The 20,807-nt window shown below is 58.6% G+C and carries 21 protein-coding genes; 5 read left to right on the top strand and 16 right to left on the bottom strand.

The window, feature by feature from the left end; all coding sequences use genetic code 11:
* The first annotated feature begins 143 nt into the window (after positions 1 to 143).
* From xseB to KI787_01635, 5 genes are all read left to right on the top strand, one after another.
* On the top strand, positions 144 to 383 hold the full coding sequence (gene xseB / locus KI787_01655; GenBank protein MBV6628636.1) for an exodeoxyribonuclease VII small subunit: 240 nt from the start codon (positions 144 to 146) through the stop codon (positions 381 to 383).
* Entirely contained in the window at positions 380 to 1,270 is an 891-nt protein-coding gene (locus KI787_01650) for a polyprenyl synthetase family protein (protein MBV6628635.1), read from the top strand. The genes xseB and KI787_01650 overlap by 4 nt, the downstream gene beginning before the upstream one ends.
* A gap of 177 nt (positions 1,271 to 1,447) precedes the next feature.
* The gene (gene dxs, locus KI787_01645; protein MBV6628634.1) at positions 1,448 to 3,352 is read left to right on the top strand and encodes a 1-deoxy-D-xylulose-5-phosphate synthase; all 1,905 of its coding nucleotides are present in this window, start codon (positions 1,448 to 1,450) and stop codon (positions 3,350 to 3,352) included.
* Between the two features lie 79 nt (positions 3,353 to 3,431).
* Complete coding sequence (locus tag KI787_01640) at positions 3,432 to 4,112, top strand: Bax inhibitor-1/YccA family protein (GenBank protein MBV6628633.1); 681 nt, start codon at positions 3,432 to 3,434, stop codon at positions 4,110 to 4,112.
* Positions 4,113 to 4,244: 132 nt separating this feature from the next.
* Positions 4,245 to 5,303 carry a Glu/Leu/Phe/Val dehydrogenase gene (locus KI787_01635; GenBank protein ID MBV6628632.1) on the top strand — a complete coding sequence of 353 codons (1,059 nt, stop codon included), beginning with the start codon at positions 4,245 to 4,247 and terminating at the stop codon, positions 5,301 to 5,303.
* 80 nt (positions 5,304 to 5,383) lie between these two features.
* On the opposite strand, the gene KI787_01630 is transcribed toward KI787_01635, so the two are convergent.
* The 16 genes from KI787_01630 to KI787_01555 form a co-directional block, all read right to left on the bottom strand.
* Positions 5,384 to 7,303 (bottom strand): amidohydrolase family protein, encoded by a 1,920-nt coding sequence (locus KI787_01630; protein MBV6628631.1) that lies wholly within the window; start codon positions 7,301 to 7,303, stop codon positions 5,384 to 5,386.
* Between the two features lie 118 nt (positions 7,304 to 7,421).
* On the bottom strand, positions 7,422 to 8,837 hold the full coding sequence (der, locus tag KI787_01625; protein MBV6628630.1) for a ribosome biogenesis GTPase Der: 1,416 nt from the start codon (positions 8,835 to 8,837) through the stop codon (positions 7,422 to 7,424).
* 18 nt (positions 8,838 to 8,855) lie between these two features.
* Positions 8,856 to 9,971: an outer membrane protein assembly factor BamB gene (bamB, locus tag KI787_01620; protein ID MBV6628629.1), complete on the bottom strand. Its 1,116-nt coding sequence runs from the start codon at positions 9,969 to 9,971 to the stop codon at positions 8,856 to 8,858.
* Positions 9,972 to 9,994: 23 nt separating this feature from the next.
* On the bottom strand, positions 9,995 to 10,627 hold the full coding sequence (locus KI787_01615) for a tetratricopeptide repeat protein (GenBank protein MBV6628628.1): 633 nt from the start codon (positions 10,625 to 10,627) through the stop codon (positions 9,995 to 9,997).
* Between the two features lie 23 nt (positions 10,628 to 10,650).
* Positions 10,651 to 11,904: a histidine--tRNA ligase gene (hisS, locus tag KI787_01610; GenBank protein ID MBV6628627.1), complete on the bottom strand. Its 1,254-nt coding sequence runs from the start codon at positions 11,902 to 11,904 to the stop codon at positions 10,651 to 10,653.
* On the bottom strand, positions 11,904 to 13,001 hold the full coding sequence (gene ispG / locus KI787_01605) for a flavodoxin-dependent (E)-4-hydroxy-3-methylbut-2-enyl-diphosphate synthase (GenBank protein MBV6628626.1): 1,098 nt from the start codon (positions 12,999 to 13,001) through the stop codon (positions 11,904 to 11,906). The genes hisS and ispG overlap by 1 nt, the downstream gene beginning before the upstream one ends.
* Positions 12,998 to 13,879 (bottom strand): DUF4115 domain-containing protein, encoded by an 882-nt coding sequence (locus KI787_01600; GenBank protein MBV6628625.1) that lies wholly within the window; start codon positions 13,877 to 13,879, stop codon positions 12,998 to 13,000. The genes ispG and KI787_01600 overlap by 4 nt, the downstream gene beginning before the upstream one ends.
* The gene (locus tag KI787_01595; GenBank protein ID MBV6628624.1) at positions 13,869 to 14,573 is read right to left on the bottom strand and encodes a hypothetical protein; all 705 of its coding nucleotides are present in this window, start codon (positions 14,571 to 14,573) and stop codon (positions 13,869 to 13,871) included. The genes KI787_01600 and KI787_01595 overlap by 11 nt, the downstream gene beginning before the upstream one ends.
* Before the next feature lie 50 nt (positions 14,574 to 14,623).
* Positions 14,624 to 15,721, bottom strand: a complete 1,098-nt coding sequence (gene rlmN / locus KI787_01590; protein MBV6628623.1) for a 23S rRNA (adenine(2503)-C(2))-methyltransferase RlmN — start codon at positions 15,719 to 15,721, stop codon at positions 14,624 to 14,626.
* Between the two features lie 24 nt (positions 15,722 to 15,745).
* The gene (gene ndk, locus KI787_01585; protein ID MBV6628622.1) at positions 15,746 to 16,171 is read right to left on the bottom strand and encodes a nucleoside-diphosphate kinase; all 426 of its coding nucleotides are present in this window, start codon (positions 16,169 to 16,171) and stop codon (positions 15,746 to 15,748) included.
* Between the two features lie 78 nt (positions 16,172 to 16,249).
* A complete protein-coding gene (locus tag KI787_01580; protein ID MBV6628621.1) occupies positions 16,250 to 16,597 on the bottom strand; it encodes an iron-sulfur cluster assembly accessory protein in 348 nt (115 codons plus the stop codon).
* A complete protein-coding gene (locus tag KI787_01575) occupies positions 16,590 to 16,943 on the bottom strand; it encodes a hypothetical protein (GenBank protein ID MBV6628620.1) in 354 nt (117 codons plus the stop codon). The genes KI787_01580 and KI787_01575 overlap by 8 nt, the downstream gene beginning before the upstream one ends.
* Positions 16,943 to 18,097, bottom strand: a complete 1,155-nt coding sequence (locus KI787_01570) for a cysteine desulfurase (GenBank protein ID MBV6628619.1) — start codon at positions 18,095 to 18,097, stop codon at positions 16,943 to 16,945. Before KI787_01570 ends, KI787_01575 begins: the two co-directional genes overlap by 1 nt.
* On the bottom strand, positions 18,094 to 19,227 hold the full coding sequence (locus tag KI787_01565; protein ID MBV6628618.1) for a cysteine desulfurase: 1,134 nt from the start codon (positions 19,225 to 19,227) through the stop codon (positions 18,094 to 18,096). Before KI787_01565 ends, KI787_01570 begins: the two co-directional genes overlap by 4 nt.
* Complete coding sequence (gene cysE / locus KI787_01560) at positions 19,224 to 19,997, bottom strand: serine O-acetyltransferase (protein ID MBV6628617.1); 774 nt, start codon at positions 19,995 to 19,997, stop codon at positions 19,224 to 19,226. The genes KI787_01565 and cysE overlap by 4 nt, the downstream gene beginning before the upstream one ends.
* A 24-nt stretch (positions 19,998 to 20,021) precedes the next feature.
* The gene (locus tag KI787_01555) at positions 20,022 to 20,753 is read right to left on the bottom strand and encodes an RNA methyltransferase (protein ID MBV6628616.1); all 732 of its coding nucleotides are present in this window, start codon (positions 20,751 to 20,753) and stop codon (positions 20,022 to 20,024) included.
* Positions 20,754 to 20,807 lie beyond the last annotated feature (54 nt).

Genomic DNA, 20,807 nt, shown 5'->3' with positions numbered 1-20,807 from the left:
GCATGCCAGCGGCATCGGCCAGCCTCGTGTCGTCGCCGTCAGAGCCATGCCAACACTCACTTGCTGGCACCATTCTGTAGTGAAAAACCATCGACCGAATCACCGCCCATGCCTGGCCCGCCGCGCCTGCTAAACTTCCGCGCATGACGCAACAAACTGATTCAGCCAAAAGTGATGCCGCAAGCTTCGAGAGCGAGCTTGCGGCCTTGGAAGGCTTGGTCAAAACCTTAGAGCAAGGAGATGTTCCACTGGCTGAGGCCATGCAAGCCTTCGAGCAAGGCTTAGAGCATGCCCAGGCTTGTGAGAAGCTACTCGCGCAGGCGCAGTCTAAGTTGGACGAGCTTAGCGGCGAGGTCACGGACGCTTCCGCCGAACCGCAATGAATCTAGACGCATGGCTGGGCCAACATGCCGAGCGCATTCAGCATTGCCTCGACACCACCCTTCCGGGTGTCGACGTCCAGCCACAGGAATTGCATAAGGCGATGCGCCACGCGGCGCTGAATGGCGGCAAACGGTATAGAGCTGCGCTGTGTTACGCCGCTGCTGAAGCCTTGTCCATTGCACCCGCACTGGTCGACCCCTTGGCTGTCGCCATCGAGCTCATTCATGCCTACTCCCTAGTGCACGATGACCTCCCCGCCATGGACGACGATGCCCTACGCCGGGGTCAGCCTACCGTCCACGTGCTCTGGGACGATGCCATGGGCGTGCTAGCAGGGGACGCTCTGCATGCCCTGGCTTTTGAGCATCTACTGGCTGCACCCGCTTTGCAGGCCATCGACCCACAGCAACGTCTGGATCTCAACCTTGCAGTGGCTAAAGCAATCGGTCATCTAGGCATGGTGGGCGGCCAAGTCTTAGACCTCCAAGCTGAAGGCCGAAACCTCCCGGTCGAGGCACTGGAAAATATCCACCGGCGCAAGACCGGCGCCCTGATTGGTGTTTGCCTGGAAGGCGTTGCCATTATCGCCGGAGCGAGCCAAGATGACCGCGCCAACCTTAAACGTTACGCCCTCAATCTCGGGCTGGCCTATCAGGTCTATGACGATGTTCTGGACGAAACAGCCGATACGCAAACCCTCGGCAAGAACGCCGGTGCGGACCTGGCCAGGGATAAATCCACCTACCCGGCCTGTCTAGGCGTGGACGCCAGCCGGGCTCTGGCCGTTGAGTTGGCTGAGTCTGCCATCCAGAGCCTTCCTCAGCTGCCGGGGAACGACCGCAGGCTGAGGGAGTTGGCGCAGTGGGCTATAGGGCGTTCGCACTGAGCCCATTCGGGCGCACATTTGGGGCCACATGACTTTGCGGCGTAAGGGCCTCCGCATTTCATCTCCGCGGCTTTATACACATAGCCATGCCATAAGTCTCTTATCCATTAGGCGTAATCCACTGGGCGGGGCACCACGTATTTGTCATAATGAAGACATCTCCCATGAAGGGCACTCATGGCTGCTAATAGCGCGCATTACCAACTTTTAGGTCGTATCTACAATCCACGAGATCTGCGCGCGATGGACGCGGAGAAAATGCCCGAATTGGCGGCTGAAGTGCGACGTTGCTTGGTCGAAACACTGGGCCGTGTGGGTGGGCACTTCGGGGCAAACCTCGGAGCTGTGGAGCTCACGATTGCCCTACATCGCGTCTTCGATACTCCGAATGACCGCATCGTTTGGGATGTTGGCCATCAAGCTTATCCACATAAAATCCTCACCGGCCGGCGCGGTGCATTGGATACTATTCGCAAACTCGGTGGATTGGCACCGTTCCCGAATAGAGCCGAGAGCGAGTACGACACCTTCGGCGTAGGCCACTCATCCACATCCATAAGCGCAGCGGCTGGCATGTCTATGGCCAGCAAAGCCTTGGGGCTTCCCCGCGCGTGCGCTGCCGTCATCGGCGATGGCGGCATGACCGCTGGACTGGCCTTCGAGGCCTTAAACCATTTGGGCTCCTGCGGCGCAGATGTGGTGGTGATTTTCAATGACAACGACATGTCCATTTCTGAAAACGTGGGCGGGCTGCGGGATATGTCGGCAAGGCTGGTGCAGCGGCTGCAAGCTGCCGCGCCCACGCAAACGCTGCGTGACAGTGCCTTCCAGCGCCCCAGCGCGCAACGCGAGGTTGATCACCACAGCGACGCTGAAACCTTCTTCAGTGCCTTGGGCTTGCATTACAACGGCCCTGTAGATGGCCATGATTTACAAGCTCTTGAAGAGGCACTTCGCTCAGCCAAGGATGCAGGCGGCCCACAGCTGGTGCATGTTCTTACCGTGAAAGGCCGAGGCTTCGAGCCGGCCGAAGCGGATCCGATTACTTGGCATGCCGTCACGAAGTTCGATCCGGTGACCGGCGAACGGCCGCGCTCAACCAGCCCTAAGCCTCCGGCATATTCACAAGTGTTCGGCGATTGGTTATGCGGTGCTGCGCGACGCAACCCGCGAGTCTTTGGTATTACCCCCGCCATGCGCGAAGGGTCCGGAATGGTGCGCTTTGCACAAGAACACCCCGACCGCTACATCGACGTAGGCATCGCTGAACAACATGCAGTGACCTTGGCGGCGGGGATGGCCTGCGAGGGCGCACATCCGGTGGTGGCCATCTACTCCACCTTCCTTCAGCGCGGCTACGATCAGCTTATTCACGATGTGGCCTTACAAAACCTACCGGTGACCTTTGCGGTGGATCGTGGCGGACTGGTCGGCGGCGACGGCGCCACCCACCATGGTGTCTTCGACTTATCGTACTTACGGGCAATTCCGAATATGGTTGTGATGGCGCCGTCTGACGAAGCTGAGTGCGCACGGATGTTGGAAACTGGCATTACCCATGCCGGTCCTACTGCCATTCGTTACCCACGCGGCTGCGGTCCAGGCGCCAGTGTGCCTGAGCTCCCCCGCCCCTTAACGGTGGGCAAAGCCCGGGTTGTACGCGAGGCACGGGGTCACCATCGCCCACGGGTCGCCATACTGAGCTTTGGCAGCCTGCTTGAAGTGGCGCTGCAAGCCGCAGATATGTTGGACGCCGACGTTGTGGATATGCGCTTCATCAAACCCTTGGATGAAGCACTCATTTTGGATATGAGTAACCGCTGTGACCTCTTAGTGACCCTTGAGGACAACGCTGTGTGCGGCGGCGCGGGAAGCGCTGTGAATGAGGTGGTGTTATCCCAGCACGACGCGGTTCGGGTCTTGAATTTGGGTCTACCGGACCAATTCATTGAACATGGAGAACGCGAAGAGTTGTTGAGCCAAGCCGGCTTGGACCTCCGCGGTGTACTCAATAGCATTCGCACTCGGCTGCGCTCTCGCGATTTGGACGATTCTAGCGAGACCAGCAAGCGCTTAGCCTAAGCCTGCACGGAACTCCAAGGATCAGGCTATAGTCCAAGCGCTACTGCCTTCACCATTACACGACTCAAGGATATTGACTATGCAACCTGCACGCCAAACGCCTTACAACCACGCGACGGCGGCGAATTCCAGCGTCCTGGCCACAAACCAGGTGCTGCGCAACACCTACTTGCTACTGTCGATGACCCTGCTCTTCTCTGCGCTGTGTACCTTCGTTGGTATGCAGATGAACTTCGGTGGTATCGGCATTCTTGGATTTTTCATCGGCGCCTACGGGCTCATGTTTTTGACGCATAAGCTGCAAAACAGCGTGTGGGGCCTTGCTGCGGTATTCGGGTTTACCGGCTTTATGGGCTTGACCCTGGCCCCGATGCTGAATGCCTACCTCAACTTCCTTCCGAACGGCGGGCAATTGGTGCTTACTGCCATCGGCGGGACCGGTCTGATCTTCTTGGGCCTATCCGCCTACGCCTTGGCCTCTGGCAAGCGTTTCAACAATTGGGGGGCCAGTTTACTGGCGCTGGGCATCGTAGCCATGATTGCCATGGTCGCCAATATCTTTCTGCAGATCCCAGCCTTGTCGATGGCCGTCAGCGCCTTGTTCATGCTGTTCTCCAGCGCGGTGATCGTGTATCACACCGGCGAGATTGTGCATGGTGGTGAGACGAACTACATCACGGCCACCATCTCGCTCTACGTGAGTATTTACAACATCTTCGTGAGCCTACTCAGCTTGTTGGGCATGACCTCAGACGAGTAAGTCGAATCGACCAGTGAGGGGTCGCATCGCGGCCCCGTTTTCGCCACAATATGAAGCAAGAAGCGGTACTGGGCGACCAGCGCCGCTTTCTTTTTTGGTTCGCATTGATCATCACAGACCGCCGCAAATTTGATGTTTGACCACCCTGAATTCGACGAACACGAAGTCGTGCACTTTGGTACGGATGCCGCAACCGGATTGCGCTGCATTATTGCCATGCACTCCACACGTCTAGGCCCTGCCGCCGGTGGCTGCCGAATGTGGCCTTACCAAGCGGTTGGTGAAGCCATTACAGATGTATTGCGCCTGTCTCGCGGCATGAGCTACAAAAATGCCATGGCTGAACTGCCCCTAGGCGGAGGCAAAGCGGTCATCATCGGTGATCCTGCACGGCACAAATCTCCGGCTTTGTTTGCGGCTTTTGGGCGCATCATTGAAGGGCTGGCCGGACAGTACATTACCGCGGAAGACGTCGGTGTCACCGAAGCGGACATGGCCGCCATCGCCCAATCCACCAAACATGTGGCCGGACTTCCCCGTGCTGTAGGAGCCGGCGTCGAACAAGCCGCTGGCGGCAACCCCTCGCCCAAGACCGCGCGCGGCATTCTGGCCGGCATTAAAGCCGCCTTGGCGCATCGCCATGGGCACAGTGACCTTGATGGTCGACATATTAGTATTCAGGGCCTGGGCGGTGTTGGTGGCAATCTCGCCAAACTCCTGGCGGCGCAAGGCGCGCGCCTCACGATCGCTGATATTTCAGCGGAACGCAGCGCCGCCATTGCCGAACAAACTGGCGCGGAAGTCGTCGGCGTGGACGCCATCTTGGAAGTGCCCGCCGAGGTATTCGCACCTTGTGCACTGGGGGGCGTGCTCAACCCAGAGAGCATTCCAAAACTCGAGGCGAAAATTGTCGCCGGCGGCGCCAATAATCAGTTATTGCGTGACGAAGACGGCCAAGCCTTATTCGATCGCGGCATTCTCTACGCACCGGACTACGTCATCAACGCAGGCGGCATCATTAACGTATGCGGAGAACACCTATCTGGCTGGACCGAAGCCGACGTGGATCAACGCGTGGATAATATCGGGCAGACACTCACCACGGTGTTTACTGAGTCTGATAAGGACGGCTTACCGACCAACGTTATTGCCGATCGTATGGCCCGCGCCCGAATCGGCCACGACGAATAGTCGCCAGGTCTCAGGTTTCCCTTAACAGAAGTTCGTCGCAGGCCCGCCATCTAGGCGGGCCCAACGCGCGCAATCCCCAATCAGGCAGCCTTGGATGTCACTTCGCTGGGCTGCGGGGGTGTCTGCACACCCACGCGGAAGCAACGCCCCATGGACTGCTGACCCAAAGCCGGACCAAAGCTGCCATCCTGCCAGGCCACCTCACCTGCAATCCATACACGGCGTACCACATCATCCGAGCGATTCACCATTTGCTCATGGTCGAACTCGGCGCGGTGCACAAGCTGGGTATTTGCTTCGCTGTCATACTGAGCCAGCTGTGCAGGATCTAACAACACGAGGTCAGCCTGGGCCCCTACTGCAATACGGCCCACGGGCAAGCCAAAAAAGTCTGCAGGCTCCGCACACATCCGTTCTACGTAGCGCGCGACAGCACGCAAACCTTGAGGCTGGGCGGCTTGTAAGCCGCGCAGGTTTCCGTCGTAATAAGCCATGTTGGTCAGATGAGCACCTGAGTCGTTAAACCCTGGGAAAATCGCATCGTGAAAAAGCAGCTTTCGATGCATGGCGGGCCGGTCGTTCGCGGCCACAACGTACCAGCGCAAGTCGGTATCGAAGGCCTTCAACATATCCATGAAGAAATCGGCGTCATCGCGGATATCGTCCCCCAACAGGGTGAACAATTTGGCGTCTTCTCCTTGCGCTAGGCCTGTTTTTTTCCAGTCTCGATAGCGTTGGTAGATCACCGCCAAACTCAGCCCCTGCCACTGGGGGTGAGGCCGATCGGTCAGGATCATGTCGGCCAAGTCCCGTCTGAGGGTGTCATCCATAATGCCGAGCATGCGCTTAAGCCTGGCCAGGGAAACACCACGCTTATCGGCATACCACTCGCGTTTAAAGCGGGCACGGTATGCCGGGTCCTCTAACAAAGCCATGCGTCCTGCTCGATCTTCTAAATCTGGCTCGATGAGTTCGCGCATCACCGGTGTTTCTTCCGCCAGCGGCGTATGGATGCCGTCGGCATACACCTTGAACGGGGCCGCCAAAGCTTGAAGTCGAAACCGACCCTGGAGCAAGGCGGAATTAATCAAGCGGGTGAGCACCAAGGCCATCCGCGCAATACTGCGGTTGGAGACCACGTCCATAGCCGCAACTGCCGTGGTCTTCAAAGGCCGCCCGAACAGTCGTCCGCTACTCAGCAAGAAATTACGCATGGTTTGCAAACGACTGTCTTTGGGGGGAGTCGCTTGCCAAACACGGTCGTACTGACGCACAACACTGGTTAGACGACGCAGTTCTTTGTAGCTACCAAACTGGGTCGGAATTTTGACCTTACGATGGGGGTCGTTGGATAAATAGTGAAACGGCAAGGCATCTGTGGAAAAGCCGGCATAGCCTTGTTGCATGGCTTTGTCCAAGAGCTGCTCCATGCGTTGGAGTTCCAGCTCGGTGGGCTGTCGGCTTACTGAGCCTGCCAATCCCATCACTTCGGCCCGCAGCATTGAATGCGGAATCAGCGGAACCACATTGGGCCCCAGGGGCAAGCGTTCAAAATGATCCAGATACCCCTGGGTGTCCTGCCAATCAATTTGGTCCACGACTTTCTTCAGAACCGGCTTGGGCACGTTCTCGACTCTGGCGAAGCAGTCCACGATGGGGTCTTCCCCATTACGACGCTGGGCACCAAATGCCACGCCCAAGGAGCAATTGCTCATCACCACAGTCGTAGTGCCATGCCGGACCACTTCAGGTAAGCGGGGGTCCAGCTCGACCTCGAGGTCCAAATGGGTGTGAATATCGAGCATCCCCGGAAGTAGCCATAAGCCCTCCGCGTCGACGACTTCTTGGGCTCTGTCCCGGTTGAGGTCCTTGCCCATCGCCGCCACGCGGCCGCCGTGAATAGCAACATCACAGCGCTCAGGCTCAAGATGTGAACCATCGAAAACCGTCGCCCCACAGATGAGTAGGTCCCATACCTGATGCTGCGAATGAGCATGCATAGACTGTGTCTCCTCGGATTGTCTGAGCTTAGGTTAAAGATTACGACACCGGCCGTCTGTCGTAATTTCTTGCCCCCTAAAACGCATAATGACGCCGTCAATATCGACGTCGACTACATTATTTGTCGCGTGACTTGCGATGCCGAATCATGCGTTGGCGCTTTTTGATCTGCCGATCCGAGAGCTTATTGGGGCGATCTTCATAAGGGTTGGAACCTGAACGAAACTCCAGGGCCAATGGCGTCCCCCAAAGCTCAAAAGCCTCACGAAATCCATTGATCAGATAGCGCTTGTAGCTCGCAGGCACCTTCTCGGCTTGATTGCCATGAATGACAATGCGCGGCGGATTCTTACCACCTTGGTGGGCATAGCGAAGTTTGGGCCGCCGTCCATGGAGCTGGGGCGGAGCATGCTTGCGCACCATGGCTGCAAGAGTGTCGGTGAGTGCCGGCGTTGGTAAATCGACAAAGGCCACCTGCGATGAGGTATGCACCGCCTGCATGAGTTCGCCCAACCCAGAGCCATGCAAAGCGGAGAGGTGGACCACAGCAGCGTAATCACAAAAAGATAACTTGCGCTCTACCTCAGACTCGAACCGTCCACGCTCATCCGCGCTCAAGCCGTCCCACTTATTCAGGCCAAGCACCAGGCTCTTTCCGGCATGCGCAATTTCAGACAGTATGCGGGCGTCCTGCGCAGACACTTCAGCACGCGCGTCCAACAGCATTACCACCACATGCGCCGATTCAATCGCCTGCAAGGTCTTGATGGCGGAAAACTTTTCTATCCGTTCCTGGACTCGGCCACGGCGCCGCAACCCGGCGGTATCTATGAGCGTGTATTGCTGCCCCTCCCAGGTCAATGGCACCTCGACGGTGTCGCGGGTCGTCCCTGGAACATCAGAAGCAATTGAGCGCTCTTCATGTAGCAAACGGTTGAACAGGGTGGACTTCCCCGCATTGGGTCGGCCCACCAGGGCTAGACGGATATCATCGCCAGCACCCGGCGCCTGGTCTAAGCCTTGATCCCAGCCCTGCGGCAACAAGTCCTGTATCGCATCACGCAGGCGTTCTACACCCTGTTTATGGACCGCCGCCGTCGCGATTGGGCCTTCAAATCCCAAACTGAAGAACTCACTGGCAGCAGTGGCAAGGTCTAAACCCTCGGATTTGTTCACCACAAGCAGCACACGCCGGCCGCGCTGGCGCAAGGCGGCCACCACAAACTCATCGGCCGGGGTTAGCCCGCTACGCGCGTCGACCACCAGCAGCACCAGATCAGCCTCTTCAATGGCCAGCATGCTCTGCTTGACGATAGCGGCCTCTAAAGACTGCGTCTCAGCCTCAACGACAATACCGCCGGTATCCACGAGGATAATGTGCCCTGCCCCCAAGCGCGCAAAACCGTAACGCCGATCGCGCGTTAATCCCGGTTCATCGGCAACCAGGGCATCCCGACTGCGGGTGAGCTGATTAAACAGGGTGCTCTTGCCAACATTCGGGCGCCCGACCAGGGCTACCAAGGGTGCATGCATGAATGTGTATTCTGGTGCTTATCGATTCGCTGGGGCGCTATCGAAGGCCCGCAGCTTACCGCGTGAAGACAAACTGAGTAAGCCGGTGTCTGGACCCTCGCCCAGCCAGCGAATTCCTGCACGATCCATGCGCCCACGCCCGACGATGCTTCCATCCGCCGCGCTGAGCACGTGCACGTAACCGTCGTAGTCGCCCACTAACACATTGCCCTTCCAAGCCATGGGTTTGGATAGTCGGCGATAGCTCAGTTGCTCTTGACTCCAACTCGCCGCTCCCGAACGTGGGTCCAAGCAGGAAATAGCATCATCCCCATCGACGACGTACAGACAGTTCTCATCCAGCGCGGCACCCACAAAACCACCAACAGCGCGCTCCCAAATGGTTTGCCCGTTTTCACGTCGCAATACCCTAAGGTTTCCGCCGCTGCTAATGGCAACGATCACTGGGCCAGCCAGCAGTAGCTGAGCATCTACGTCAACGAGGCGTTGAACTTCGGATCGGCCGCGTGGTTCCGCAATCACCTGCTCCCATAATGGAGCCCCATCGGCCCGCGCAAGAGCCTTAAGGCGGCCAGTCGACGTCCCGACTATGACCGCATCTGCTGTCACTTCCAGGGGGGCGTTCCCCCGCCATGTAAGCGATGGCACGGTTAACGGGACCACCCATAAGGTGCTGCCGTCGCTAGGATCCAGCGCGTGAATACGGCCATCTTCACTTTTCACCGCGAGCAACTCCGCGTCACCAGCGGGAACCGTGGAAATTTCGCTGGATAAACGCAGGCGCCAGCGCTCTTCACCATCCAGGGCGGCGAGGGAGAGTAAATCTCCGTCACGGCTGCCGAAAATCAGCTGACCGTCGACCAGAGCAGGACCAGCAGCCAGGGTTAAGCCAGTAGCAACCGACCACAGCGGCTCACCTTGCGCGTTAAAGGCGTGGACCCCACCTTTTTGATCGCCAATAAAGACCCGACCCGCCGCAACCAAAGGGCGCAGGGCGTTGAACATGCCCACTGAAGCCACCTTGGCCGTCCATTCGCTATCTAGTACGACCTCGGGCTCGGCAATCTTCTTGAGTGGCGACGGTTCAAAGCGTGGCTTGCTCGCACAGGCAGCGAGGCAAGCCAGCACGCTCATGAGAGCGACCAGCGATAGACGCATTAGGACTTACTACCCAGCCGAGCCAGTTTGTTGCTGATGGCCCCTGCGGTAGCCTGGCCGCCAGCAGCCAAGGCGCTTTCCCAAGCGCTGCGAGCCGTTTCAGTATCCCCCTGAGCGTAGGCGATATCGCCGCGCAACTCGTCTGCCAATGCCGAGGCGCTGCTTGGCAACTCCGCGTCATCCAGCGTTGTCAGAGCGGCCTGTGCATCACCCTGTGCCCATTGCGCCCGTGCCAAGCGCAAGCTCAGCACGGCTTCAAGTGCTTTTCCGGGCTTGCTGGCCAGCGCTTGCTCAAGGTGATCTATAGCTGCTTCCCAGTTCTGGTTGTCCGCGGCCAAACTGGCGCGGGCGGCATGAGCATGGGCGACATAGACCGACTGACCATGCTCATTGCGCAATTGTTCCAAGGCGGCATCCGCAGCCTGCACATCAGCCTTGCTAATCGCCTGGTTCACAGCTTCGTAGGCTTGGGAGGCCTGCATAGCGCCCTGAGAACGGGCGTTTTGAAATTGCTCCCATCCAAGCAAGCCGCCGATACCGACAACCAGCCCACCCAGTAAAGCCAAGCGGTTCTCCCGCCACCACTTCTGGAGCTGCTCAACCTGTTCCTGATCCGTTTGTTCCATGTCCATGACAATACCCTTTTACAAATTACCTAAGCGGCAGGTGGTCCTGCGACTCCCTGCTTAGCAAAATATTCTCTGAGCGCAGGCGCTGGCTCTGACTCCAACACCGACCAATCGGCTGTTTGATCTTTGATGACGACGCGCATGGCAGCACCAGACTGAGCAGCGCGTTTGAGCTGTGGTTTCAGTCGCCCCGTGGCGCCATCGATGCAGACCTTAGCCCCCAGTGCTCGTAGGTCTTGGGCCATGGTCAGCGCCCTTGGCTGCGCTAGTACACCTTCGTGGCAGATATAAATATCTAACTGCCGCTGCACCGGCGCGACGTCCAAAGCCTTTTGCAACAGCAGAACTCGCTCCAAGCCCATCGCAAAGCCGCAGGCCGGAACCGGCCCGCCACCGAGCTGCTCCACCAAGCCGTCATAGCGCCCACCGGCTAATACAGTGCCTTGAGCGCCAAGCTCGGTGGTCGTCCACTCGAAAACGCAATGGTTGTAGTAGTCCAGGCCACGAACTAAGCGCGGGTTCTCCACATAGTCGATACCCAGCGCCTCAAGGCCATCGAGCACGGCGCGATGGTGCGCGAGCGAGTCTTCGTCTAGGTAATCCACTAGCTTTGGCGCATCGACTAACAATGCCTGGGTTTGTGGAACTTTAGAATCTAGGACCCGCAGCGGATTTCGCTCAACGCGAGATTGGCTATCGGCGTCTAAGTCATCGAATCGTTCTTGCAACCATGACTGCAATGCGCCGCGATACTCTGCGCGCGCAGCCTGACTGCCCAAGGTATTGATCTCAAGCTGCACGGCCGAGCGAACACCTGCGGACTGCAAAAGCTGCTCGGACAGAGCGATGACTTCGATGTCTGCCAGGGGGCCTGCAATGCCGAAGCACTCCACGCCAATTTGATGGAACTGCCGGTAGCGCCCCGCTTGAGGGCGTTCATGCCGAAACATGGGACCGATGTACCACAGACGGCGCTGAGCGTTATGCAGCAACCCCAGATCAATCCCCAAGCGCACCGCGCTGGCGGTCCCCTCCGGGCGCAAGCTCATAGAGTGACGCTCGCGATCCACAAAGCTGAACATCTCCTTTTCCACGATGTCCGTGGCCTCGCCGACGCTGCGGGCGAAAAGCTCCGTTGCCTCTAGGATCGGCAGTCGAATTTGCTCGAAAGCGTAGCGGTCTAGGACCTGAGCGCAGGCATCTTCGAGCTGGCGCCAGCCAGGAGTATCTTCAGGCCCAATGTCTGGGAAACCGCGCAATGCGCGAATACGTTGTGCCATCAGGAATCATCGCTCCCGCATTGACGGCGTGCGACTTCTCGGCGCACCAGATCCTCCAGTCCTATCACTAAGTCGTCGTTTTTAAGCTTGCCGCTAATTTCGCCGTGCTGAAAAACCGTGTTGGGGTAGCCGCCGGTAATGCCAATATCGGCCTCACGCGCCTCGCCAGGTCCATTCACCACACAACCAATGACGGCCACATCCAAGGCCTCATCAATATCCTCGAACCGCGCCTCAAGCTCGTTGACGGTTTTGACCACATCAAAGTTTTGCCGTGAACAACTCGGGCAGGCAATCAAATTGATTCCGCGTGTCCGTAGACTGAGACTCTTCAAGATATCCCAGCCCACTTTAATCTCTTCCACAGGGTCGGCTGCCAGCGAAACTCGAATGGTGTCGCCAATTCCCTCGGCCAAGAGCATGCCCAGCCCGATGGCCGATTTGACTGCACCAGCACGTTGACCACCCGCTTCGGTGATACCCAAGTGCAAGGGCTGCTCAATCTGCCCAGCCAGCAAGCGATAAGCCGCCACAGTCATGAAGACTTCAGAGGCTTTGAGGCTGATTTTGTAGTCTTGAAAATCATGCCGATCGAGGATGTCAATGTGGCGAAAGGCCGACTCCACCAAAGCCTCGGGGGTGGGCTCACCGTATTTTTCTTGTAAGTCCCCTTCCAGCGACCCCGCATTGACTCCCACCCGAATGGGAATGTTGTGGTGCCGCGCACACGCGATGACTTCCGCCACCTTCTTTTCGGAACCGATATTTCCAGGGTTAATGCGTAAGCAATCCGCGCCTTGCTCAGCAGCCGCTAAACCCACTCTATAGTTAAAGTGGATATCGGCCACCAATGGCACTGGGGATTGCACCCGAATCTTGCCGAAAGCCTCAGCAGCATCCATGGTGGGGACCGAGACACGCACGATGTCGGCTCCGGCTTTGTGCAGAGCACGAATTTGCGCCACCGTGGCCGCCACATCTGCAGTGTCCGTGTTGGTCATGCTTTGGACGCTGATTGGCGCATCACCTCCAACCGGAACAGAACCGACGTGAATTTGTCTGGACTTACGGCGATGAATAGTGTGTGCGTACTTCATGGCGCTATCAATTTCCCACCCTCGGTTATGGTAGCTCTAGCACGTGCCGCAGAGTCGATAACCGGTTGTAGATCGACGACTTTGCCGCCCAGTCGGAGCTCCAGAGTATGGGCGCGCCCGAGATTAATGCGATACGGAGGTTCGCCTTGCAGGCGCAATTGCTCGCCTGGCTGCGCCACTCTGTAAGCCAAGCGCTCGTCACGCGCATCACGCACTTCAATCCACGCAGCTTGTGGTCCCACACGAATTTCCAATAGTCCCGGGGGAGCACTCGTCAAATCTGCACTGGACTGCGCTGGTTCAGCTGACGGCGCTGTGCTGAGCTCTTCACTGAGTTTGAGTTGGCTGAGATCGGCGGTTGGCGGGCGTCTCTGCGCACTTTGATCGGGTAATGGAACAGGCGTAGTGACCGGCGCAGCGCTCGGCACAGTGGTTACGCCGGCGGTCACCGGTGGCTGGTCTGTAGAGCCCTTGGTGTTCGACCCAGACCCCAGCCACCCAATCCCGGCTAAAAGAAGCAACAGCAAAACCGCCCACAACCACGGCAGACGCAGGCCTGGTCGCGCAGTCTTGGCACCGTAGGGAATACTAGGACGCTGTTGAATATGAGGAACTGCGGAGGGCACCTCATTGATGATTTCGTAGCAACGCACGACCTCTTCGGCTTCACAGCCCACCACGCGTGCGTAGCGCCGATAGTAGCCGCGCGCGTATACAGGTTGGCCCAGCGCGGCGTAATCATCGCTCTCCAGGGCCTGCGCCATACTCACGGATAGATTGGCGGAACGCGCGGCATCCTCGATGCGCAGGCCACGCGTTTCGCGAGCCTGGAGCAAGAGCTGTCCTGGAGTTTCATGCGGGTGCTGATCAGTAGCCACGTGACCCTCCATTGCGGCGCCCCTCGCGACCAGACCCAGCACCAGCACTACTAAGCTCCTCGGCCCGCCGCGCGTATTCTCGCACCAGGTCCATCTCCCCCAGTGCCTGGTGAATCTGCTGACCGAGTACAGCACTTTGCGCTGTCAGAGGTGCCAGAGCTTCATAGCGTGCCAATAGGTCTTTGGCGCGCAGCCAATCTTGTTGGTAGACAGTCACTGCAACCAACCCCAGTACCAGTTGTGCCGACTGAGGTCGTTGTTGCAAGCCTCGCAGCAAAGCGTCCTCCGCCGCCGCCATGTTCCCCTGGGATTGCAAGCACCGCCCCCAGCGCAGAACAGCGTCCGCCTGGGCATCAGCAAGGCCGCGGGCCAGCAGTTGTTGACTGATGTCCGGGCTGTCGTTGTCGCAGTACCAATCGGCGAGACTAAAGCGCAGCTTGGCCTCGTCCTTACCCAGGTAACGCCGAGCTTGATCCATGGCATTACGTGCTTCCACGGTCGCACCTTGCCGCTGGAGGATAAGTCCCCGTCCGTAGTGCGCTGGGGCGAGGCTTACGTCTAGTTCGAGGGCACGCTCAAACTTTAGTGCGGCAATGTCAGGACGCTCTTGACTGAGATAACCGAAACCCAGATCGGCATTCAAGCGTGCAGCATCCTTGGGACGAGGGTCAGGTAGCTGAGGACCCTCGGTCACACATGCGCTGAGGCAAAGGCCGAGCAGGAAAAGCCAGCAACGCCACATGCTCACTGCACAACAACAGGAATGTCGCTCAGGCGACGTTTTTGCCGATTACGGACCTCACCCACCAACTGGCCGCATGCCGCAGCAATGTCATCACCACGGGTCTTGCGTACGGTGGTCACAATGCGGCGCTCACGCAGAATTTGGGAAAACTCAGTCACCACCTGAGGAGCCGAGCGCTGGTAAGTCGTGCCGGGGAAAGGGTTGAAGGGGATCAGGTTGACCTTGGCCGGCATATCCCGCAGCAGTTTGGCCAGCGCCAGTGCCTCGGCCTTGCCGTCATTGACCCCATCGAGCATCACGTACTCGTAAACGATGTGGGTTTGGCGCTCGCGATTCGCCGTATAGCGTTTGCACGCCGCCATCAGCTCAGCCAGAGGGTACTTGCGATTGATCGGGACAATGACATCACGGATGCTGTCTGTAGGCGCGTGTAATGACACGGCCAAAGCAGTATCTACACTGCCGCGCAGTCGATCCATGAACGGTACGAGTCCTGAGGTGCTCACCGTGACCCGCCGTTTGGATAAGCCGTAGCCCAGGTCATCGAGCAGAACGCGGATGGCCGTAACCACATGCTCAAAGTTGGCAAGGGGTTCACCCATGCCCATAAAAACAATGTTCGAAATCACCCGCCCTTCACGCGGAACGGCACCTAGCGCTTTCTGCGCGTACCACACCTGGGCGATAATCTCGGCCGCCGTCAGATTGCGGGCAAAGCCCTGGGTGGCTGTCGCACAGAACTGGCAGTCCATGGCGCAGCCAATCTGCGAGCTAATGCACAAGGTGCCGCGATCAGCCTCGGGAATGAACACCGTCTCAACAGCGTTACCGCTCTCTAAGCCCAGCACCCATTTACGAGTACCGTCACTAGAGATTTCTTCGGTAATCAGCCGCGGGGTTTGGATGACGGCCTCGGTCTCCAAACGCTCGCGCAGGGATTTGCCCAGATCAGTCATCTGGGCAAAATCGCTCACGCCGCGCTGATAGACCCAAGGCATGAGCTGACGCGCACGAAAAGCCTTTTCGCCACGTTGAGCGAACCAGTCCTCCAGACCACCACGGTCTAGACCTAAGAGATTGGTTGGCGCGTCAGTCATGCCCAGGCACTCAAGGAGCGCCGCTTAGCGCGCGCAGAGCTCGGTCGCTGCGAAGAAGTAGGCCACCTCGACAGCGGCAGTTTCTTCAGCATCGGAGCCATGCACAGCGTTGGCATCGATGGAGTCTGCAAAGTCGGCGCGGATGGTTCCTGGGGCGGCCTCTTTGGGGTTGGTGGCTCCCATGATTTCCCGGTTCTTGCTGATGGCGTTCTCGCCCTCAAGAACCTGCACCATCACCGGGCCGGAAATCATGAACTCTACGAGGTCATTAAAGAACGGGCGCTCACGGTGCACCGCATAGAAACCTTCGGCTTCGGCGCGGCTGAGCTGCTTCATTTTCGCTGCGACGACGCGCAGCCCGGCCTTCTCAAAGCGGGTGTAGATCTCGCCAATAACGTTCTTTGCGACGGCGTCTGGCTTGATAATGGAAAGTGTACGTTGGGTTGCCATGTGGGAAATCGCCCTGTTGCGAATGCAATACCGAAAAATAAACAAGGCCGCCATCAGGCGGCCGGCCAACTCGGTATTTTAACGCGAAGCCGACGAATCCCGCAGGGCGAAACTTTCGCCGCAGCCGCAATCAGCCTCGACGTTAGGGTTGTTGAACTGCCAGCGCTTGCTGAACCCATCGCCGACAAAATCCACAACGGTCCCCTGCAGGGCCGGCAGACTCTTTGTGGGCACCAGCAGAACCGCCCCAGCATGCTCTACACGAACATCGTCGGGCGCTTGATCATCGGCATACTCCACTTGATACATCCATCCGGAGCAGCCGGTCGGCTTCACCTGCAAACGGATACCCAAACCGCGGCCGCGTTGTTCGAGTTGTTCGCGAATACGGCTGGCCGCCGCTTCCGTCAGACTCAATTCAGCCATCGTCATTCTCCAGTTCTCGCACAGCGCTCAGGAGGCTGCGCGTTAGTACTACACAGTAACGCTTTGTGGGGGGTATCTCCAGTTCTTCAAGCCACGCTGCGGCCGCATCGACCCCTTGGGTTTGCAAGCGCGAACACACCCCCTCCAGCATGGCGAGCAGCCATGGACTGGCCACCGCGCGCCAATACCAGCGCTGCGCGGTTGGCTCACAGTACAACACCGCTTTTTCCTCCGAGGCTGGCGTATCCGCCGAGGCTACTCTTCGCGCCGCTGTTGGGCGCGGGCTGGGCAAAACCTGACTCGGCTCGGCCAGCGCGCGCAGCACCCACTCAGGATACGCAGCCATTACTTAGCCTCAGGATGCCAAGACTGTAGACGTTGTATCGCTGCAATGATCTGCTCAGCAGCTTGGTCTACCTCCGCAGCATGCGTGTTATGCCCAAAGGAGAGGCGCAAAGAGGCGTTGGCCTGCGCATCATCATGCCCCATCGCTCGAAGCACGTAGGAACTCTCAGCCTGCGCCGCTGCACATGCGCTCCCACTGGATAGAGCAATGTCCGGCAATAAGGCACGCAAACTATCGCCTTGCACATGGGGCACGCTGATATTAAGGATGTGCGGGGAGCTGCTGTTTTCCGGGCTGTTCCGAATCAGGTGAGGCACTTGCCGGGAGACCCTGCGCCAGAGCTGCTCCCGTAGCTCCAACAACCGCGCATGTTCCTGTGCCTGCGCGGACGCTGCCGCTTTGGCAGCCGCCACAAAGGCCAGAATCAGCATGGCTGGCAGGGTGCCCGAGCGCATTCCCCTCTCCTGCCCGCCGCCGAACACCAAGGGCTCCACACCCAGGCGGGGACGGCCGCGTAAATACAAGGCCCCGATGCCGGCCGGAGCGCCCAATTTGTGCCCCGAAAAGGCCATGCTGCCAACGCCAGCCCAAGTCTGTAGCGGAATCTTCCCTAGGGCCTGAGCCGCATCAACATGCAGTGGGACGCCCCGATCCTGACACGCAAGCGCAATCGCCGGCAGATCATGGATATGGCCCGTTTCATTATTCACAGCCATAGCGCACGCTAGGGTCGTGTCTGGCTGCAACGCCGCGTCAACTGCCTCAGCAGTACATACGCCCGCAGCTCCGGGGTCTATCCAATCCACTTGCCAGCCTTGGCCCTGCAAATGTCGGACCGGATCGATCACCGCCTTGTGCTCGGTCCGGGGTACCGTCAGCCGCCGCCCCTTGTTTTGCGCAAAGCGGGCACGCCCCATGACGGCAAGATTATCCGCCTCGGTCGCGCCCGAGGTAAACACGATTTCCGTGGGCTGAACGCCGAGAATGTCGGCAAAATCCTCTCGAGCCTTAGCCACCCTGGCCGCCATTTGCTGGCCCAGCGCATGCGCTGATGCCGGGTTTGCAAATGGCCCATCCGCTTGCGCGAACTCCGCCAGGATGGCTCGCGCCTCAGGCCGCAATGGGGTCGTGGCCGCATGGTCCAGATAAATCATTGATTGAGCAGCCCGGCAAAGGCTGCGCCTCCCTGAGAAACTGGCTTAACGATTGCGTCCAAAGCATCGAGCAAAGCCGGCAAATCAGACTCCAGAGAGTTATGACCTAAGCTCATCCGCACTGCACCTAGCGCCCGCTGTGCTGGCACCCCCATGGCGGTCAGCACATGGGATGGCACATCCGTGCCGCTGGTACAGGCAGAACCGCTCGCAAGCGCAAAACCCGCCTTATCCAAGGCCATCAACAAAGCCTCTGAATGCCAACCAGGTAGCGCAAAGAAACTCGTGTTCGGTAGACGCTTTGCCTCAAGCCCAAATATTTCTGCCTGCGGGTGGCGTTTGCAAAGCTCCTGCTCAAACGCATCCCGCCATTGAGCGTGGCGCAGGGCCTCCTCAGCCATGTGCGCCTGGGCATGCTCGCAGGCTGCTGCGAAGCCAACAATGCCAGGTACGTTGAGAGTCCCGGCGCGCAGGCCTTGTTCGTGCTTACCACCCCGCTGTATGGCCAGAATCTCTTGGCCACGACGAAGGATGAGGGCACCGACTCCTTTGGGACCACCAAGCTTATGCGCCGACACGCTCATGGCGGCCAGCTCGGCATGCCGAAAATCCACAGGCAACCTGCCGCACATTTGGGTGGCATCGGTATGCAGCAGACCATCTGCTGACTTCACCACCGCCGAGATCTCGGCAAGATTGGCCAGCACACCGGTTTCGTTGTTCGCGGCCATCACACTGACCAGTGCGCGCGGATGCTCCTGTAACCAAGCCTTGAGTGAACGAAGATCCGGACGCCCGGCCTGGTCCACAGCCAACCGCTCACAATGGGGCAGAGTTTCGAGCACGGCTTCATGATCTGTGGAACCGACCAACCGCGGCGCATCCGGACACAACCCTCGAAGAGCCCAGTTGATGGACTCTGTGGAGCCGGAGGTGAAAAATACTTCCGCGGCTTCGCAGTGAACCAATGCGGCAACTTGAGCTCTGGCTTGCTCAACCGCTTGACGCGCTAAGCGACCAGCGCGGTGTTGGCTATTGGCATTTCCATAATGCTGCTCAAACCAAGGCTGCATAGCTGCCAATACACCTGGACGCAATGCGGTCGTGGCATTGTGATCCAGGTAGATCATCGATTCTCTCCGCCATCACTCAAGGGCTCAGCCTTGAGTTCCGGCAACTCCGCTGCCTGCGCATCTTGATCGCCCACCGCCGCTGACTGACGCAGCGCAGCACAAAGCTGGGTGATTTTTTCATCCTGAGCATGCATATGCTCGAGCATGGCGTTGATTGTTTGGGCGACCGGATCTGAAACATCCCGGCTAACGCCATAGGCGTCGAAACCCATGCGCGCAGCCATTTCGGCACTTTTTGCCGACATTTCTGGAACCTTGCGCTGAGTACTTTTGGCGGGGACACCGACCACCGTTTGGCCTGGGGCAACGGCGCGTGTCACCACGGCATTAGAGCCGATACGCGCATTCTCCCCCACCACGAAAGGCCCTAAAACCTTGGCCCCCGCACCCACCACAACGCCGTTGGCCAAGGTGGGATGACGCTTACCGCCGTTCCAGCTGGTACCACCCAAAGTGACTCCCTGGTAGAGGGTGACGTCATCGCCAATTTCTGTGGTTTCGCCAATAACCACACCCATGCCATGGTCAATGAAGAAACGCCGACCAATTCGTGCACCGGGGTGAATCTCGATTCCCGTCAGCCAGCGCGATATATGGGCTACGAAGCGCGCCAACCAGTACATTCTCCATCCCCACAAACGGTGAGCAAGGCGGTGCCACCAGACCGCATGCAGCCCGGGGTAACAAAACACCACCTCCCAGAAGGATCGGGCGGCGGGGTCGCGTTCAAAAACGCTGCGAAGATCGTCGCGGAGCTGGCTAAACATACCGGCTTTGTTGGGGCGGGCCCCCTATTCTAAAGGCCGCGACCCAACCGACGTACGCCCTGCTAGTGCTTTTTGAATATCCCGCAATAGGCCGCGCAAAATATTGATCTCGTTACGATCCATTTGGGCGCGGGCAAACAAGGCCTTAAGTCGACGATGAACGGCGTCGGGGTTTTTGCGCGCGAAGAACTCCACATCATCAGATAAGCCGCGCAGATGACCCAGAAACCCCTCCAGCTCCGCATGGGTGGCTAACGGCGCCTCCAACGGTGGAGCCTCTGCAGCAGTGCCGTTGTGGGCCACAAACCACTCGTAGCAAAACAACTGCACGGCCATGGCGACATTGAGTGAGGAGAAACCCTCGTTGGTCGGAATGCGGACCAGTGCTTGGCATAAGGATATTTCCTCGTTGCTCAAGCCCACGCGCTCGGTGCCAAAAAGAATGGCTGGCCGCAAATGCTCCCGACGCTTGGCCCCATCTTCGGCCCATTCTCGAGGACTGATCACCGGCGGACCAATATGGCGCAGACGCGCCGTGGTACCCACCACCCAGTTGCAGTCGGCAAGCGCCTCTTCCACGCTAGACACTACATGAGCCTGGGCCAAAATATCGTCCGCAGACACCGCCCGCGCGGTCGCCTCTTCACTGGGAAAGATGCCGGGTTTGGGGTTCACTAACACCAAATCCGCAAGGCCCATGACCTTCATGGCACGCGCCGTTGCCCCAATATTTCCGGGGTGCGTGGGGTGACTCATCACGATTCGCAGCGCCGCTGCTTTATCATTGTGCGTTTTCGTTACAGCCGGGTC

This window comes from Oceanococcus sp. HetDA_MAG_MS8 (genome assembly GCA_019192445.1).
Classification (GTDB): Bacteria; Pseudomonadota; Gammaproteobacteria; order Nevskiales; family Oceanococcaceae; genus MS8.
The sequence above is the reverse complement of the archived record's forward strand: the minus strand, read 5'-3'. Positions and strand labels throughout refer to the sequence as shown.